At 51.5% G+C, this 19044-nt stretch carries 13 protein-coding genes and 1 pseudogene; 5 read left to right on the plus strand and 9 right to left on the minus strand.

Annotated features, from left to right (window positions below; genetic code table 11):
• Positions 1–99: 99 nt before the first annotated feature.
• Positions 100–537, minus strand: coding sequence for an Lrp/AsnC family transcriptional regulator (locus tag ABI582_RS07895; RefSeq protein ID WP_296233379.1), 438 nt, complete (start codon positions 535–537; stop codon positions 100–102).
• Positions 538–828: 291 nt separating this feature from the next.
• Here ABI582_RS07895 and ABI582_RS07900 point away from each other — a divergent pair, with 291 nt between their 5' ends.
• From ABI582_RS07900 to alr, 4 genes are all read left to right on the plus strand, one after another.
• Positions 829–1311, plus strand: coding sequence for a DinB family protein (locus tag ABI582_RS07900; RefSeq protein ID WP_442118890.1), 483 nt, complete (start codon positions 829–831; stop codon positions 1309–1311).
• Between the two features lie 111 nt (positions 1312–1422).
• Positions 1423–2328: a LysR family transcriptional regulator ArgP gene (locus ABI582_RS07905; protein WP_442118891.1), complete on the plus strand. Its 906-nt coding sequence runs from the start codon at positions 1423–1425 to the stop codon at positions 2326–2328.
• Between the two features lie 113 nt (positions 2329–2441).
• A complete protein-coding gene (locus tag ABI582_RS07910) occupies positions 2442–3092 on the plus strand; it encodes an FMN-binding negative transcriptional regulator (RefSeq protein ID WP_442118892.1) in 651 nt (216 codons plus the stop codon).
• Positions 3093–3466: 374 nt separating this feature from the next.
• Positions 3467–4696, plus strand: a complete 1230-nt coding sequence (gene alr, locus ABI582_RS07915) for an alanine racemase (RefSeq protein WP_442118893.1) — start codon at positions 3467–3469, stop codon at positions 4694–4696.
• A gap of 127 nt (positions 4697–4823) precedes the next feature.
• Here the strand turns inward: alr and ABI582_RS07920 are convergent, their stop codons facing one another.
• The gene (locus tag ABI582_RS07920) at positions 4824–5252 is read right to left on the minus strand and encodes a DoxX family protein (protein WP_442118894.1); all 429 of its coding nucleotides are present in this window, start codon (positions 5250–5252) and stop codon (positions 4824–4826) included.
• Positions 5253–5357: 105 nt separating this feature from the next.
• Between ABI582_RS07920 and ABI582_RS07925 the strand changes: the two genes are divergently transcribed.
• The gene (locus ABI582_RS07925; protein ID WP_442118895.1) at positions 5358–6236 is read left to right on the plus strand and encodes a LysR family transcriptional regulator; all 879 of its coding nucleotides are present in this window, start codon (positions 5358–5360) and stop codon (positions 6234–6236) included.
• Positions 6237–6257: 21 nt separating this feature from the next.
• Here the strand turns inward: ABI582_RS07925 and ABI582_RS07930 are convergent, their stop codons facing one another.
• The 7 genes and pseudogenes from ABI582_RS07930 to ABI582_RS07960 form a co-directional block, all read right to left on the minus strand.
• Entirely contained in the window at positions 6258–7016 is a 759-nt protein-coding gene (locus ABI582_RS07930) for a methyl-accepting chemotaxis protein (RefSeq protein WP_442118917.1), read from the minus strand.
• 96 nt (positions 7017–7112) lie between these two features.
• Positions 7113–8141: pseudogene (locus tag ABI582_RS07935) on the minus strand (HAMP domain-containing protein); the annotation flags it as partial.
• 71 nt (positions 8142–8212) lie between these two features.
• Complete coding sequence (locus ABI582_RS07940) at positions 8213–8995, minus strand: ABC transporter ATP-binding protein (RefSeq protein WP_392519107.1); 783 nt, start codon at positions 8993–8995, stop codon at positions 8213–8215.
• Between the two features lie 61 nt (positions 8996–9056).
• Positions 9057–9767 (minus strand): ABC transporter permease, encoded by a 711-nt coding sequence (locus ABI582_RS07945; RefSeq protein ID WP_262110472.1) that lies wholly within the window; start codon positions 9765–9767, stop codon positions 9057–9059.
• Positions 9764–10492 (minus strand): ABC transporter permease, encoded by a 729-nt coding sequence (locus ABI582_RS07950; RefSeq protein WP_442118896.1) that lies wholly within the window; start codon positions 10490–10492, stop codon positions 9764–9766. Before ABI582_RS07950 ends, ABI582_RS07945 begins: the two co-directional genes overlap by 4 nt.
• A gap of 53 nt (positions 10493–10545) precedes the next feature.
• The gene (locus tag ABI582_RS07955; RefSeq protein ID WP_442118897.1) at positions 10546–11328 is read right to left on the minus strand and encodes a transporter substrate-binding domain-containing protein; all 783 of its coding nucleotides are present in this window, start codon (positions 11326–11328) and stop codon (positions 10546–10548) included.
• Positions 11329–12220: 892 nt separating this feature from the next.
• Positions 12221–18850 carry a DUF3320 domain-containing protein gene (locus ABI582_RS07960; protein ID WP_442118898.1) on the minus strand — a complete coding sequence of 2210 codons (6630 nt, stop codon included), beginning with the start codon at positions 18848–18850 and terminating at the stop codon, positions 12221–12223.
• Between the last annotated feature and the right edge of the window lie 194 nt (positions 18851–19044).

Below are 19044 nucleotides of genomic sequence, written 5' to 3' on the forward strand. Positions count from 1 at the left end.
TGGAGGAAATCGTAAGCCGCAACCGTGCTTTACCGAATATGCCAAACAGACTGATTTTGCTGGCAAAACGCTCGCCTTGCATGCCAATTTGCCTGTGAGTTATTTCGTGTTCGACAAAACAAAAGAAGTAACCGTATTCACGACACCGGGCAAACTTGAAATATCAGTCCAGACCTTGTTTATTCTATCCGGAGAGGACGCCTCAACAGTCAGAACAATATCAAGATCACCACTCATCACATTGCAGGCAACAACTTCAGGAATAGCTGCCACAGAGCGAACCACCTCAGCCCCCCTCATACGATCTTGTCTGTATACAAATACCAAAGCCCTAATCGGGGGATGTTCTGATGAAGCAGATCCTTTTACAATAGTGTACCCCTTGATATACCCATCTCGTTCCAAACGCTCAATTCTGAGTCGAACAGCATTTCGAGAAAGATTAACTTTCATCGCGATATCATTGTGTGCTAAACGCGAATTCCTAGTAAGTTCTTCGATTATTTTTTCATCGACTTTGTCCAAAGTGCGTTTCATCGCCACCTCCGGATCGCGTAAAGCAATCACTCACACATAATTTTTATTCAGATGCCTCAAAGCTTCATCCCTAGAGATCGACTGAGGCAAACCAGCAATCACGACAAGGGTGACCCTTGGAGCGTAGGAACCAACGGGCAGCCAGGATGCGCAGCACCCGGCGTTGCTCATCGGTCACCGCCACAGCTTCGTGCCATCGACCGAAAAAGTCAATATACTGACCGTCGCCTCACCATCCAGCCTTTGCCAGGACGGCAAGGGCCCCAGCCCCGTGAGCGCGAAGGAGAAGAAATGACTGCAGCAGGCGCTTTCCACTCACTGTTCCAGTACAAAGCTTGGTCTGAATCTGAACTGTTCAAAATCTTGGCCGAGTCGCCCAGTACGTTCACTGCGCCAAATCTGGCAGATGCTCTCTGGCATCTAGCTCACATCAACATCGTGGATAACCTGTTTATTGGGAGGCTGCTCGGCAACCCAGTGCCATGCACTTCAACCACCTCAGAAGAACCACAACAACTCTCAGATTTATCGCTTAAATTCACAGAGACAAATAACTGGTTCGTCAGCTACACCAAGTCTGTTACTGCAACTGAGCTCAAAGAAAGGGTGCATTTTATTTTCGCGGATGGCAAGCCGGGAAACATGAGTAAATCAGAAATACTTAGTCATGTCTTATCACATGGCCTGCTGCACCGGGGAATGGTCAGCGGCCTAATACCTTTTGCAGCGGCAGAAGGTTGGCAAGACCACTTCACCACTTTCCTAAAACATTGATCCAAGCTGCAGAACAAAACCAACGCTGCACCACAGCATCAACATCTAAACATAGACTGTGATGATAGAAAGTCAGAGCAAACTTCCAACCAGCCAGCCGGATCACTGAATATGAAGCTCGACAACTCGCAACTCGCCGCCTTCTCATCAGTGATTAGGGAAGGAAGCTTTGAGGGCGCAGCTCGAAAACTACACATAACTGCATCTGCAATAAGCCTAAGAATCAAGCAGCTTGAAGACAGGCTCGGACAGGTGCTCATCATGCGCGGCGCCCCCTGTAAAGCCACCAGGGCAGGCTTGACACTTTTAAAATTCACAGAACAAATCGACTTTCTCGAAAGCGAATTAAACCGCGACCTAGGAATATTTGATAATGAGCATCACACCCTGACCCGACTCCCCATCGCCGTCAACGCAGACTCACTTGAGGTATGGTTTATAGACGTCATGGAGTTCGTCCAAAAACAATCACACGTCATTTTCGAAATCCGCGCTGAAGACCAGAACCACTCACAAGCTTTGCTGAAAGACGGCAATGTAGTTGCAGCTATTAGCGTAAACCCGATTGCTGCACCAGGCTGCCAAGTCGAGTGCTTAGGGCGAATGCGCTATATAGCGTTAGCGTCAAAAACCTTTCAACATAAATACTTTGCCAGCGGATTGAATACCGTAAGCCTCTCCACCGCTCCTCTATTAGCGTTCAATCAGAAAGACGAAATCCAACATGCTTTCCTAAAGTTATTAACGAACGAAGCACTTACTCCGCCAGTTAACCATATACCAACCTCAAGTGCTTTTCTTGAGGCGATGGCGCGAGGCCTAGGCTGGGGAATGGTTCCTGAGATACTTGCCGCGGGCCTCGCAGACGCTAGAGGGCTTACGAACATTGCTCCCGAATATTATCTGGACGTGCCACTCCACTGGCATCGGTGGAGCTTCAACTCCAAAAATCTGGACTTACTGACCGTAGCAGTTCGCAAATACTCGAAAAAAATCTTAATTCCTTATCAAACCTGATTGAAAAGTAAAGACAACACACAATGAAGAACCTGATCTTTAACAGACCCACATATTAATCCAACAGAAAAACATACCCACTCAACCTGAAACCACACTAGAGCAGACAAAAAATGTATCTACCGAAGCATTTTAGCGAACACCGAATAGAAGTATTGCATAAACTGATAGTTGAAAATCCATTCGGAACACTAGTAACCCAGGGACAATCAGGGCTCGATGCAAACCATCTTCCATTCGAGCTTGAACAAGATGTTGGTAAATTAGGAATGCTAAGCGCACATATTTCAAACCAAAATCCCATCCTGACTGAAACAAGCAACCTAGACGAAGTTTTAGTCATTTTCAAAGCAGGCGATGCTTACATATCGCCAACCTGGCTACCGAGCAAAAAAGAAACTCAGCGACAAGTACCCACCTGGAACTACATGATTGTCCATGCAAAAGGACGCTTGAAATTCCATGACAATGAAACCCGCACCCGTAAACTTGTTGCAAAACTCACCAAACGACATGAGGCATCAATGGATAGCCCCTGGAGAATGTCAGATGCTCCTGGTGAGTACATCAGCAAACTACTAAAACAAATATCTTCAATTGAAATAGAGATAACTAGTCTATTTGGAAAATTCAAACTCAATCAGGATGATGGTGCGAGGGACATGAGTGCAGCTGGTAAAAAACTCATAGACCAAGGTGAACAAGCGATAGGGTCTGCTATGTTGGCAGAAGCAAAAATCCAAAAACAACAAACCAATACATAATTACGGCCACAAACTCACCCTTACGCGAATTTGAAAAGTTGATTCTCTACGCCAAATGTAATATCAACGATTGACCACATTGCATCTTCACACCCAGTGAGGAAACACAAACACCACGCCGAGGCGAGGCGAGGCGATCACTCAAGAAAAACTAGCGTACCATTAGAAAATTTTACCTGAGCCTCTGCGCCTTTGTCGCAACACTTGTGATAGAACAGAGAAATCCCAAGAGCTTTATATCCTCTGCTTTTCTGTAAGGCCGTTACTATTGCATGAAAGGTAAGCACTGCGGCACCAGATAGTTATGGGTATAGGCGGGACAAGGCAGCACTACAAAAATAAATATCAAGCACTTCGCCCATGGAGTAATGCATATGCCATTCCGTCGTTCAATTCTCGCTATTTCCCTAAGCCTCGCCTTCTGCCAAAGCCATGTGTGGGCTGCCCCACCCTTGAGCCTTCACAATGGCAACACGGATCTTACTATTCAAGCAAGCAATGCCTGGGTGGAAATTAATAAAGCCGCGTTCGAGCACAACATCAAAACCCTACAGTCTACGCTTGAGGGTAAATCCAAAATTTGTGCAGTTCTCAAGGCTGACGCCTACGGCCATGGGATTGGGTTAGTTATGCCCTCAATCATTGCAATGCAGGTACCTTGTGTTGCTGTTGCGAGCAACGAAGAAGCCAGGGTCGTACGTGAGAGTGGCTTCACCGGCGAGCTTGTACGCGTCCGAACTGCATCCATCGGAGAAATTCAAGACGCTCTGAAATACAACATCGAAGAGTTAATCGGCAACGCTCAACTGGCGAAAGAAGCAGGTGCCATCGCTGCGCAGAACGGCAAAAAGCTAAAAGTCCACATTGCGCTTAATGCTGGCGGCATGAGCCGAAACGGATTTGAACTTCATAGTGATCAAGGCCGCCAGGACGCTTTGAGCGTGACACATGATAAAAACCTCGAGGTTGTCGCAATCATGACTCATTACGCTGTCGAGGATCGCGCCGATGTATTGAAGGGATTGGACGACTTTAAGAAACAGTCCAGTTGGCTGATCGAGAACGGCAAGCTCGATCGGAGAAACATCACCCTACACACAGCGAATTCTTTTGCCACACTCGAAGTGCCTGAGGCTCGACTTGATATGGTAAGACCAGGCGGGGCTCTGTTCGGTGATACTGTTCCATCCCACACGGAATACAAAAGAGTGATGGAGTTTAAGTCGCGAGTGGCCTCAATCAATCCCTACCCTGCTGGAAATACAGTTGGCTACGATCGTACATTGACATTAAAACGCGACTCCAAGTTGGCCAACCTCCCTGTCGGCTATTCTGACGGTTACCGCCGCGCGTTCACCAACAAAGGTTATGTGCTCATTGATGGGCATAGGGTTCCGGTAGTGGGTAAAGTCTCAATGAACACGCTGATGATTGACGTCACCGACTTCCCTGAGATCAAAGAAGGTGACGAGGTAGTGCTATTTGGAAAACAAGGTCAAGCGGAGGTTACGCAAGCCGAGATGGAGGACATAAATGGGGCACTACTCGCCGACTTGTACACCGTCTGGGGAAACTCCAATCCAAAGATCTTAGTGGATAAGTAAGTCATTTAAGCAGCTTACGAGCCAATCCTTGAGCACCTGCAACAAGCAGTAGCTCAAGGATTTAATTAAACGCCTTTAGGATTAAGGTGGCTCTGCCTCAGACTCTCATCTAGAAAAGTAGACAATTTCAGTGTTTGGGCAGTGCACAGGTCTCTACGTCAGAAGACGCTACAACCTTAGTGGACTGCCATTCAGTCAGTGCAATCGATAGCAGCGTCATTGTCCAGAACAAAGGATACTCCCAACCTCCGCCGGCATTACTGAACAGCCAACCATTGCTTGAGTGTGCCCAGGTTGCGCCAAGCAGAACGGGAACTGCAGCAGTCGCAGCGAGATGCGGCTTTATCTTAAAAATAAGCATTGCACCAGTAACAATCTCCACCAGAAGAGTCACCCAAGCCAATAATCCCGGAAGCCCTATTGATTCGAAAAATGCTACCGTCCCGCTCATCGTGAATATAAATACTTTCAGATAGAGAGAATGAGTTATTAATGCAATCCCTGCCGTTAGCCGGAGCAAAGTTCCACCCAGATGCGGAAGGCTAAGAGTAGTCATATTCGTTCCCTTATTTATGCAGTGCCGGTTGCCCTGCTTGATAGTAATTCTGGTGACTATGTGAGTTTGAGACAATCTGCTTTTTTACTAAACAGGACTGCAAGAATGCACAACTGGAACTGGGATGATCTTCGGCTGATCCTTGCTGTAGCTGAGCATGCGTCGTTTGCAGCAGCAGCAAGGCACCTTAATGTCAATCACACCACCGTGCTACGGCGCGTGAATACCTTTGAGCAAGCACACGGATTACGAATTTTCAACCGAGTTGCGACAGGTTATACACTGACTGATGCTGGAGAAGAATTGCTGCGTACTGCTGAAATTATGAGAGGAGCAGTAAGCGATTTGTCACTAAGACTGGAAGGAAAAGATCTTAAGCTAGAGGGAGTTCTTCGCATCACCACCTGCGATACCATCATGGGGTCAATCCTTCCCCAAATACTTGAGAAATTCAGCAAGCAGCACGAGAAAATTGTTGTTGAGTTATCAACTGGGTCTTTTGTCACTGACCTTGCTCAGCGCCAGGCTGATGTTGCCATCAGGACGGGTGATAATCCTACAGAGTCTCTCATTGGCAGACACCTTGCTGACGTCCGCTTCGCCCTGTACGCATCCAACGACATTGCCAATCTGATCGAAGGTACCAACCCATTGACTTTCAACAAGTGGATCTCACCCGACCTGACCTTCAGTCAAATGGCTGTGACGAAGTGGATTCAGTCAACCATCCCTGCCAGTTCAATTATCTTCAGGGCAGACTCATTGATCTCGCTCAGCCAAGCGGCGATAGCAGGGATGGGAATTGTTCCTCTTCCCCGCTATCTTGGAGATAACACATCCGCGCTGACCAGGCTTGAGTCGAACGCTTTGGATCAATTCACAACTGGCCTATGGATCCTGACGCATCGTGATCTCCGGTATACGGCCAGAGTCCGCGAGTTCATTTCTTTCGTGAGTGACGAACTGCGACAGCACAGTTTTTAGCATCAGAGCAGAATCCTGAGATCATGTCCGAAATGACCCTACCAAGCCCCTCAGGCGCTCAACCTGAGACTGCAGGTTCTCACAAGCACTCTGGGTTGACTCAAGGTTCTTGACGTTTTCAGCGTTCAAGCTATTGATCTGAGCTATGTCGACATTGAGAGATTCAATGACACACGACTGCTCCTCAGTGGCGGTAGCCACAGCTTGGTTCATGCCATCGATATCGCCAACATGGTGGTTAATGACATGCAGGCAAGCACCTGCATCATTAGCCACCGCCATCCCCTGCGCACTGAGATGCTCACTCACCTCCATCCGATTGACCGCTTCTCGCGCACCTGCCTGCAGCTCGTCGATCATTCCATGTATCTCTTGAGTCGAAGTCTGCGTTCGATAAGCCAAGCTACGAACCTCATCTGCGACTACAGCAAACCCTCGTCCAGCTTCCCCCGCTCGGGCAGCCTCGATTGCTGCATTGAGTGCAAGCAAGTTAGTTTGCTCAGAAATGCCCCTGATGACCTCCAGGATTCGCCCAATGCTTACCGTCTTATCGTTCAATGCCTCAATGCTGCCCGAAGCAAGCCGAAGATTGTCGGAGAGGTCACTCATCTTGGAGATCGTACCAGCAACCACTTGCTCTCCCTCATGGGACTGCCCTCGGGCTTTTGCTGCTTGCACTGAGGCATCGCCGGCATTGCGAGCAATCTCTTGGGCTGCAGCCCCTAACTCATGAATAGCTGCTGCCACACTATCTGTTCGCTGCGCCTGCTCACCCGACATCGACAGAGAGCCTGCCGATGATGTCGTTACACGCTTCACTTCAGAAAACACCAGTTCAGTCGCGGATGAAACATCGCGGATTGACTCATGAATCCGTTCTACAAACACGTTAAAGTCTTGAGCCAAAACACCAAACTCGTCTTGGGTTTTAACCTCAAGGCGCTTTGTTAGGTCTCCCGCCCCTTTAGCGACGTCCTTCATCGCATCACTCATCCGTCGCAAAGGGTGCATGAGTAAGTAAATCATGATGCCCAGTAGCAATATCGTCGCAGCTACCGTGATTGATGTCGCTATGACTGCTGCAAAACGAAAGCCGTTGAGTTCCTGAAAAGCCTGGTCTTTGTCGAGCGCCAGACCGACGTACCACTTGACTGCGGGTAGTCCCTCGATGGCGGCAAACATGACCAGCTCATCCTTGCCTGCCCGTTGCACCTCCATGAGCTCGCTGCCGAACCCCTCTGTGCCCCCGAGGTAGACTGAAGAAAAGCCTTTCATCAGAAGGTCGCGATCAGGATGAACAAGAATTTTTCCGTTTGAGTCAACCAGGAACGCATATCCCATGCCTTTGAGCTCAACCGCATTTATAATCCTTTCAACCGTATCAAGCGGCAAGTCACCTGCCACAACTCCATGCAAGCGGTCACTATTTTTGACTGGCGCCGCAACAGTGAGCATGAGTTTTCCGTTGGTATCATCTCGGTAGGGCTCTGTTAACACAGTCCTGTTTTCCGACACTGCAGTCTTGAACCAGGGACGCACGCGAGGGTCGTAATCAGCAGGCATCTCGTCTTGGGGGCGAATGAAAAACGCTCCATCAACGTTGCCAAAGTAGGTAAACGCGAATACTGATTTCAAAATGGATTGATCAAGAACAGTGATTAGGCTTTCTGGGCCTGCAGAATTCGCAAGTAACTCTTTCAGGCTATCAAGCAAAAGCAGCCTACCGGACATCCATTGCGAAATACCGCTCGCTGTAGAAATGCTTAGACCTGAAAGTTTGGCTTCAATACCACGATACAGAGCATGGCGCTGCACTGTGCCATTGTATGCTGCAAAGCTAGTGAAGGCTGCAGCAACCACCAGCGCAGCAGAAATTATGATTTTATGTGAAAACATCAGCTTCATGACGACCACCCTATCGCCGAAAAAAAAGGCCAATCGAACTTCCGATTGGCCCGCGTGCAAAATGATGTCTCTTACTTGAGACCATTCGACAAAAACTGCTGCAAGCGCTCACTACGAGGGTTGGTTAGAATATCTGCACCACCTTGCTCTTCTACCAAACCCTGATGCAAAAACAAAATCTGGCTGGAGACTTGCTTCGCAAACGCCATCTCGTGGGTAACCATCAACATGGTTCGACCTTCTTCTGCCAGCGCCTGGAGTACCTTAAGCACCTCTCCAACCAGTTCCGGATCTAATGCTGAGGTTGGTTCATCAAAAAGTAAAATCTCAGGCTCCATGGCTAAAGCCCGCGCAATAGCAACACGTTGTTGCTGCCCTCCAGACAAAAAACCTGGGTACTGTGTTGCAACCCTAGAGGGTAGGCCTACCTTATCCAAGTACTGGCGGGCTGCCTTCTCGGCATCAGCTTTCTTAACACCCAAGACTCGCTGAGGTGCCAGAGTGATGTTGTCTAAAACACTCAAGTGGCTCCACAAATTGAAATGCTGGAAAACCATCGCCAAGCGAGTGCGTAGCCGCTGAAGTTCTGCTGCTGAGGCCACGCGCAGTCCATGTTTGTCCTTGACCATACGGATTTCCTGGCCATCAAGCGTCATTGCGCCGTCTGTAGGAGTCTCAAGAAAATTAATACAGCGCAAAAATGTACTTTTGCCAGAGCCACTAGCCCCGATCAGGCTAATTACATCACCTTTATTCGCCCTCAGCGACACGCCCTTAAGAACGTGATGATCGCCATAACTCTTATGAAGCCCCTCAACGGTCAGCTTATATCCTGATTCAAGATCTTTGCCCATGTACTGGCTCGGCTCAATGCTATTTGGTTTTATTAAACTGGTCATCGGCAAATTCCTTAAATCAATGAGCGGGGCCTAGAAACGACAGCCAACGTCGCTCAGCTAAGCGGAACAATCCAACAAGGGCAAATGAGAGGAATAGATAAATCAACGCTCCAATTCCGAAAGACTGAAAAGTCAAGAAGGTCTCGGAGTTAGCATCGCGAGCGACTTTCAATATATCTGGAATTGTCGCCGTAAAGGCTACAGAGGTGGAATGCAGCATCAATATCACCTCATTACTGTAGTACGGAAGCGCACGCCTCAATGCAGATGGCACCACTACAAATGCATTCAGTCTCCAACCATTCAGACCATAAGCCTTAGCAGCTTCAAGCTCACCATACGGAATGTTTCTGATCGCGCCTGCAAAAATCTCCGTGGTATATGCACAGGTATTGAGCGCAAATGCCAAGATCGTGCAATTCATAGCATCTCTAAAAAAAGCATCCAGCACAGGCTGGGAGCGTACTGCCGCTATACTGTAGATACCGGTATAGCAAATCAGCAGCTGAATGTAGAGCGGTGTTCCTCTGAATAGGTAGGTGTAAAACTGCACAGGCCAACGAACATAAAATCGATCCGATACTCTTGCTATAGCCAGTGGAATCGCGCCCAAAAAGCCTAGGATGATAGACGCGGTCAGTAGCCATAGCGTCATCGCCAAACCAGTGATTTCGGTTCCATCCGTGTACAGGAAAGCTTTCCAATACTCCTGCAGTAAGTCAATCATTGCAGAGCCTCGCGGGAGCCAGCGGAATATTTACGTGCAAGCCTACGCAATACGTAGTTCGATAGCGTTGTAATAAGCAAGTAAACAAGAGCCGCAAGCACAAGAAAATAAAACAGTTGGAATGTACTTTTGCCAGCATCCTGGGCTGCCTTTACCAAATCCGCAAGCCCAATGATCGAAACTAAAGCTGTAGCCTTGAGCAGAACCAACCAATTATTGCCTATACCAGGCAGTGCAAAGCGCATCATTTGTGGAAAGGTGATCAGAAAAAAACACTGAGAGCGGCCTAGACAATAGGCTACTGCGGCCTCTCGCTGCCCCTTAGGAACAGAGAGCATTGCTCCCCGGAATGTCTCAGTGAAGTAGGCACCATAGATAAAACCAAGAGTGACCACACCAGCTACAAAGGGATCAATTTCAAAATAATCCCAACCAAGATATTGAGTTAGATTAGTTAGCCAAGTCTGAAGACTATAAAATATCAAGAGCATCAGTACCAGATCCGGCACTCCACGGATCAATGTGGTGTACATCTGAGCTGGGAGTCTAACCAGATACAAAGATGAAAGCTTGGCACTCGCACCAATTAGTCCCAAAATCACGCTTACCACAAGGGACAATAAGGATAGCTTGATAGTCATCCAGGTACCCTTCAGCAGCAGCGGCCCAAAACCCTGCATGCTGAGCCCTAGCAGAGCAACAGCTTCAAAAAAATTATCAATCATGATCGAATGACTCTTGATGAGATGAAGCGCCTATACCAGATAGGCGCATACAATCACTTGCCACTATAAAGATTCAAATCACCAAAATATTTCGATTGAAGCTTGGCATAAGTACCATTCTCGTGGATTGCCTTGATAGCTTTGTTCAGTTGCTCCTTGAGATCATCATTGCCTTTGACAACAGCAATAGCTGTTTTAGAAGGCAACAGTTCACTTTCAACCTGCTCACTCATTTCATAGTCCGCCCCCTGGGGCGAACTCAAAAAGCCTGCTTTGGCTTGGAGGGTATCTTGGATAGAAGCATCAAGACGGCCAGATACGAGATCATAGTAAACCTGGTTCTGATTCTGATATGACTGAACCTTAACACCTGCCTTTTTCAAGACTGCTTTAGCGTAGCCTTCCTGGATGCTCCCTTGAAAATAGCCAACTCGCTTACCCTTCAAGGAGTTGACGTCAGAACTGAGACCAGAACCTTTCTTGTAAACATAGGATGTCGGGCCTGAGAAAAGCTCATTGGTGAAGTCCACTGCCTTCTCGCGCGCAGGCGTAACAGTCATGGAAGACAGAACCCCGTCGAATTTATTGGCACGGAGCCCTGGAATAAGACCATCAAAATCACTTTCAACCCATTTACACTCAGCCTTGAGCTCAGCACAGATTGCGTTACCTAAATCGATATCAAAGCCCACCAAATTACCGTCAGGGGATTTAGATTCAAAGGGGGCATAATTAGCATCCACGCCAAATCGGATCTCTGCATATTCTTTAGCAGAGACAATACCAGTGAACAAAGGAAGGATTGCGAGAACTGACAACTTACGAAGTGAAATCATATTTGCTCCCTAGCTTTTGTAATTTATTCAGGGCTTTGATGATTTTTTCGCCTAAACATCAGGCTCATGGTGTCTCCGGGCTCCGTATCCGCGAAGCACCTAATTGGCTGCTTCCAGCACCAGTTGCATCAAGAATTCCAAATTCTCACAAACGATGCTACGCCAACCCTCAAAGCTGGGAACCTGCCAACTGGCTTTTTATAGCGAGCAAAATGCTTTCTTTTGCGAGCAAAATGCTCTGACCACCAAATGCCTAGCATCACATCGATTTACCTGCCCCACCGAGTGGACGCAGGTGATCAATCCCGATACATCAATAAATAGGTCAGTTCAGAACGACGGCCGAATGGAAATGACCTGGCGCCGCCTCGCCGGAGAGCCGGCTCGTCTCAAAGCTCAGTTTCTTCTCAGATACACGTAGCCGGGCTGTTCAATCAAGAACCGTCACAGCGCCAATACCATTGCTGCTGGAACTCATTCGTAAGCAGACACATACCTTTCGCCAGCCCGATTGGCCTTTTGATATCACTTTCGTGATAGACCTCTCAAGGAAAGCGTATAGCTGCCGATGCGTTCGAATTGGACTGCCTCCATGCAGGTCCATCCATTCGGCAAAGCCCTCATAGCAGCCTTGTAAACGCCCGTAGAACCGCTACCGCGATAAGCAGAGAAAAGCTTTCTTGGCCAATACACAAGCTTAAGCTCTTGCAGCTAAGCTACCCCATGAAACACCGGTGAAAGTGGCGCGAGAAATCAAGGCGATCGAGGATTTGATGAATTATCTTTTTTGACACCCCACACCTCGCTGAACAGTCGCCGCCAGAGCTGGCCTCCTCTGAATATTGCCCAAGCAACATAAAAATGGGGCATCCGGAAGATGCCCCAACCAGCATTAAGTCATCGATGCACGAATAGCTTTTTCGATTCGAAGACGCCCAGCATGAGCTAGCTTGTTTACTCCCGCCTCTTTGGCTACGGCGTAAACCAGTGCTTCGCCCTGATGTCCTCGTTTCGACATTTCATCAACCAGTGCAGACAACTCCTGTAGACAGATCTCAGCCAGGCCTCGTATTGAGTCATCGTCTCCTGGCCGACGGAAGACGACATTGGCGTCGGTTTCGATTTGAGGTGGCCAGAAGAACACACCTGTCTGTTCCTCTTCATGTGATCGGTACTTGGCACGCGCGATATGCTCCACACGATCACGAATTCTTGAGCCAGTCCGAACCCAGCCATGAGCCCGAGCAATCCTCCTAGCCAGCGCGGTATCCAAGACAGGCCCCTCTTCTGCAATCACGTGATCAATCATGCGCTCCAGAGTCGCGGTGTAGCCGTGGTCAAAGAACTGCTCGGGATCAACCCTCTCTACCACCTGACTAGGATCGGCCTCCTTGTAAATCAAGTGCTCGACAGCAAAGGAGAAGGTAACGACATCATCGACCGCGGCAGGTGTTGCCGCTCTGGCGTATTTCAACTCCGGCAACGCACCTGCAGGATCATTGGCCTCTGCAGGGCTACCTTCCGCCGCCACCATTGTGACCGCTTCTACGACATTGATAGCCTCTGCCATCGCAGCATCGACCTTCAAGCGCTCAGTCTCTTGTACTGCATCGATGGCTGCCTGTTTAGCACGGGACTCAGCAAGCAGCTCGGTCAAATGCTGATGTACCTTCTCAGCAGTCCCAACAGCATCCACCCACCAGTCGGTCGACCAGATTCGAACAATCTCCCACCCGAGCCCTCTCAGCACGAACTCTCGGAGCTTGTCGCGATCTCGTGCAGTCGCACTGCGGTGATAGGTAGCTCCATCACATTCGACGCCCGCGAGGAAGCGCCCCGGAGCATCAGGGTGCACGACACCCAGGTCGACTCGGAAGGAAGACACACCAATCTGGGTATGGATCTGCCAACCCTTCTTGGCCAAGGCAGCTGCGACCGCCTCTTCGAACGGGCTGTCGAATCCTCCCACGCTGCCGAAGTTAGCTTCCGCCAAGGCCCGTGGCCCACGCTCGGCAAACTCGAGGAAGTGCTTCAGGTCACGCACCCCAACAGCTTGCGTGCGGGCGAGGTCAATGTGCTCTGGACGAAGGGTCGAGAACAGCACCAATTCCTGACGAGCACGGGTAATTGCAACGTTGAGTCGACGCTCGCCACCAGGACGGTTCATCGGGCCGAAGTTCATCGACATCGCGCCGGCAGCGTCTTTCCCATAGGTGGTCGAGAAGTAGATGATGTCTCGCTCGTCGCCTTGGACACTCTCCAGGTTCTTCACGAACACAGGCTCTAGCTCAGACTCAGCGAAATACGAGTCGAGCGACGGATCTTTCCGGCATGCATCATCCAGCATGTCCATGATGAGCTTTTGCTGCTCACCATTGAATGTGACTACACCTACGGTGCGCCGGCTCTCGCGGAACGCTGGCGACTGGAGTCGAGCAACCAGGTCAGCGACTAGTGCTCTCGCCTCGATCAGGTTGGTACGCGAACCTCCCTTGTCGTAGACACCAGCTACGGGGCACAACCGCACTGCCTTGTCAGCCGTGAACGGCGATGGGAAAGTCACCAGCTTCGAGCCGTAGTAACGCTGGTTTGAGAAGGCGATCAAGCTCTCATGTCGGCTACGGTAGTGCCAGTTCAGGTTTCGCATCGGCAGGTTCGCACTGATGCACTCATCGAGGATGCTCTCGAGATCAGCCTCGACATCCTCATCATCAGCCGTAGACTCGGCACGGTCGAAGAACGAGGTGGGTGGGAGCTGTTTCGGGTCGCCCACCATCACAACCTGCTTTCCTCGCGCCATCGCACCGATCGCATCCCAGACCGGAATCTGAGAGGCCTCATCGAAGATGACCAGGTCGAACGGAGTCGAAGCCGGTGGCAGGTATTGGGCAATCGAGAGCGGGCTCATCAGCAAGCAAGGCGTCAGCTTCGTCAGCGCCTCGGGTGCTCGAGTCATCAGCTCTCGTAGTGGAATGTGCTTGGTCTTCTTGCCCATTTCATGGCGGAGCAACCCCCACTCAGAAGATCGACTCACGCTGTCCTGACTCGGCAAGTCGGCACAAAGCCGAGCACGGAGCCAGTCCTTCGTCAGCTCGGTAAACTTGTCATCCAATGCGCGGAAGTCGCGAATGCGCTGCTCGTGCTCGACGCTGACGAACGTCCGAATGACCTCCTCGTTGTCAACAGTGGTATTCAGCCACCAGCGAGCGTAGTTCACCTCAAGAACGCGACGGACATTTCCAGAAGTGATTGCTCCGCTTTCCATGCCCTGAACAATTGGCGCGAGGCCCACGGCGAAGGCCTCATCGCGCACCTTCCGCCAAGCGCACCATGCCTTGAGTCGGGACTCAGAAGAAACCACAGTTTCGCAGTTTTTCTTGAGGTCATTCAATGACAGGTGAGCGGTCTCATCTGCACCTGCTTCAGTGAAGTGGCCTATCGAAGTCAGATGCGATGATCGCTCCTGAAGCAGCCCAAGCTTGTCATGCAGAGCAACACCAGCAAGTGTGATCGCGCCTTCCGGCTCCAGCAGCGCGTTGCCATCACCCAGGAGTGTTTGCAGGGGAGCCTTGTAAGCTGCAATCTGCTCAGGGTTCAACGCGAGCTTCGCAACAGCAGTTGCTACCTGCCCTTGGAACACCGCAGCCTGACGTGCAATCTCAAGCTTGGTCTTCAGGTCACTCCAGACCGGCACCAGCTCTCGCAAGTCAGCCAGGTCGGACAGATCACGTTCAACCGCTGCCCGCTGCTTCAACAGATCGAAGTCACCTTTCAGCAACGCTCCACAGCGGCCCTCCTGCACTTCTGGGTGATCATCAACAAGGCGACCGCGCTCTTCGATATCCCGACGCTCAGCCTGGAAACGGAGCGCTGCAGTAAGGAGTTCAATGTTAGTGTCCTTGCCGCACCAAAGCTGCTGAGTGCTCGAGCCAAGGTCGGACAAGGCGGCCATATCGCGATCAAGGCGAGTCAGCGTGCGAAGCCGCCGGAGCTCTTCTTTCAATACATCTCCCAGCTGGCCTTGCTCGACCAACTGGAATCCATCATCGATCCAGTCCGAGTCTGCTTGCTGGAGCCGAATGGCCTCTTGAAGCTTGATCGACGTCGAAAGCTGCTCGGCCACAGACTTTGAACCTTGCCAAACGGCAACGCAGTCGTGCCCGGGCTCAAGTTCATCAATAGCACGGCGCACGGCGCGGATTTCTGCCCAAATTGCCAAATCTTTACCGTGATCGGCCTCGCCTGCAGTGGTTTGTGTCGGGGCTAACAAACCCGCAATACGACGCTTCCCAAACCAGGATTTTGGCCAAAACGAGTCTTCAGCCTCCTTCCACTCACGGAGCAACAGATCAATGTCGAGCGATTCGATCGAATCGCCATAGGTCGTACTGAGCTGCTGATTGAGCTCTACTATTTGGCCAAGCAGTGCCACCGCCTGAGCAAGTACATCGGTGGCACTTTCCGGCCAGGCCGGGCTGAGCTCACCGAATACGGTGCGACGTTGCTGCAGCAGCTCAATACCCTGCTTCGCATCGGCCACAACCCGAGAAGGCCAGAGCGGCGAAAGCTTAGCGTTGAGCTCTCGGTGTTGTTCAACCCACGCACAGCCATCGCCCAGCCGTTGAGTAATGGAGCGGGCATCAGGCCGTAGCGCGAAGCGCCAATCCTGTCCTGCCGCCGAAGGTAATGCCTGGGAAAGGATTGACAACCCCTCCAGTGCTGTCGGGGTGTATTCCGAAGCCGGGAACCCAACCAACTCAACGAACCGATCAGCCGCCCGCTGCACATCCAGCACGGCAGGCAAGACATCGCGAGCTGCCTGCACCAACTGTTGTTGCCAATGGGGTGACCATTCCGCCTGGCCTATAGCGGACAACGCATTGCCCACTAAATAGCTGTATCCCACAGCCTGCGCGTTCACTTCGAGGCGATCGGCCAACTCCCATAGCTCGAGCATGGCCTTCTGGTCATGCGTGTCAGGTGACGCCCAACTAACAGGCGCAACAGCTTCATCGCCGCCCGAAGTGACGGTGCCAATCGCATCGTAGATGGTGTAACCGTTGCGGTGGCGCCGGTGCAGTCGTTCCACGTAAATGTTCAGGCTGTCTCGCAGCGTTGCGAGGCGCTGAGCCTCAACCTCCCATGCAGCGGAATCAACCTGCCCTTTCGCCTCCCAAGCGGACTGCAGCTGGGCCAGCACATCAGTTTTCCGCGCCTTGCTAGAGTGCAACTCGAGGCAGAACTCACCCAAGCCAATCTCACGCAGACGACGGTATACGACATCGAGCGCGGCGATCTTCTCTGAGACGAACAGCACGCGACGCCCTTGAGCGATCGACTGGGCGATCATGTTGGAGATCGTTTGGCTCTTACCGGTACCAGGTGGGCCGATGAGTACGAAGTCTTTGCCCTTAGCTGCCGCCATCACTGCAGCCAACTGAGATGAGTCAGATGGCAGTGGGCAGAAAACATCGGTCGGGCCGTAATCTCGATCCAGCGATTGCGCCTCTGGGAACGGTGTATCCGAAATGAACGAGTCGCGCGGCGTATCCAGGAGGTGCTGAACCACTGGGCTCTGCCGCAAGTGCTCGGCGTTCTCGGCCAGATCCTTCCACATGAGGTATTTGGCAAACGAGAACATCGACAGCACGACGTCTTCGCTCAACTCCCAACATGGGATGTCCTTGATGGCATGGCCGACCTTGTTCCAAATGCCGGCGATATCCAGACCAGAATCGTCCCGAGGCAACTCGTGCTCCAGCGAGCCCAAGCCCAACTCGAAATCCTGTCGAAGCATCTCGATAAGGGTTGGGTTGAAGCGCGGCTCATCATCGTGCAGCACCATGGTGAATCCGGAGCGAGCGCTCTTGCGCTCCAGCGTAACCGGAACTAAAACCAATGGCGCCTTGTACTTCTGCCCTGCCCTGTCCTCGCGTGTCCAACTCAGGAAACCAATGGCCAGAAAGAGCGTATTGGAGCCGCCTTCCTGCAGCGCGGTGCGAGCACCTCGGTACAGTTCGGTTAGTCGAACATCCATCTCGCTGGATGTCAGCGCAACGAACACCTCTCTGCGCTTAAGGGCATCCTCGGCATGCCGGCGACGAACATCCTCACGCTCGCGTTGCTCATACAGCGCCCGCTCCCGCGGATCAGCACCATCCATGAGGTCTGGACGGGTGAGCAGCTTCAGCGACTGACCACTGGCCAGTACATCCTCAAGAGCACCCGGGTCTGGAGACTCGAGCTTCAAAGCCCGCTTACCCGTCTTGAAGTTGAGAAGGTTGTTTCGAAGCGACAGATCCAACAGTTTGCGCTGCCAGCGGCCTAGACGATCAGCAGGATCGAGTTTAGAAAGATCTTCGACGACCACCTCATGCACTTCATCTGGCATGTCCAGGCCGTCCTCAACCAGCAGCGGTGCCGCCTCGTCCGGTACTTCCGGAGCAACTCGTGGTATCTGAGCCTCGGAGCTCGCCAGGGGCTTGATGCGCTGCAGACGTGCGCGACGTATGTCGAGCAGCATCTCAAAGTCGCTGTCCGAGTCTTCGGCTATCTGTTTCGCTCCGCGCTCGACGGCATAGGAGAAAGACGGAGCAAGGTTCTGAGTAACGAGGGTGGTCTCGAAAAGTACCAGCTCGCGCAGCTTCACCCGTTTACGCACCGCGGTCACATCATCCACCAGCGCAGTCGTAAACTCTTCTGGCTTCATCCACAGACCCACGAAGGCATGCCCCCGAGTAAAGACGATCACCGGGTTCAGCCCAATTTGCTCAAGAGCTGCACAGAAAAGCAGAGTGAGATCCATACAAGTCGCCAAACCAGTGTCGGCGATTTGGCTGGGACTGCGCACCTTTTGGCCAGTCTGCTCAAAGCTCGCCGGTGGCAACGCATAATCGAGCTTCATTCGCGCCACGGCGCCCCACACCGCTGACGCGAGCTGCCAGGCACGCTTCGCACCACCCTCGTAGCCATCGAGCGCCGAAGACTTCTCACTGAGACGTAGCAATTCAGCCGTCTGCTTCAACAACCGTTCAACTGCCGGATCATTGGGCTGTACGAACGCGGCTGTCATATCCGGGATATGACGAAGCCCACCCCACTGGTTACGTGGCAGAAGGTCTACAACCTGCTCTAGGCGCGCAACTTCCTTCCGACCATTCTCGGACGCCTTGTCATCAGCCTCAAGTGCAAAGGTAAAAGTGGAAAGCTCGGCCTCTGTAAGGCGACTGAGCAAGGGGCCGTCCAAGACTAGATCAAGCCCTGGAATAACTCGGAAACTGTCAGGTGCGACTTCGTCGATTCGCCAGACCTTGGCCTTGAACACCTCAGGCTCTGAGGTCAATGTCAGGGTCACATTGACGAAGCGGTCTTCGGTCTCGTTCGCGATACGAAGCTCGCGAATCACGGGAATGGCGTTCTGGAAGTCGGCAAGGTTCAGCTTCGCCACCAACGTGGCCAGAATCTTGACTTCTTTAGGCGGGATTTCTTCTTGAGCAGCGAGGGGCTGAACGATGTTGTCCATGCGCAACCTTCCTTGTCGTTATACCCAAGGGAGTGCCGGAATAGGCCGGCCAAGGGGCCCCTCTTGAGCTGATGGCGGGATGATAGCGCTTCCAGCTTCAGCCGTAATGTTCCTTTGGTCGTTGTAAGGCGCACGAGTCCATCCAACAGCCAGGATAAGCAGGTGAGCTAATACGAGAAATCTGAGGCATGTCG

Source organism: Pseudomonas sp. SAS7, from assembly GCF_052112345.1.
Lineage (GTDB): Bacteria > Pseudomonadota > Gammaproteobacteria > Pseudomonadales > Pseudomonadaceae > Aquipseudomonas > Aquipseudomonas putida_Q.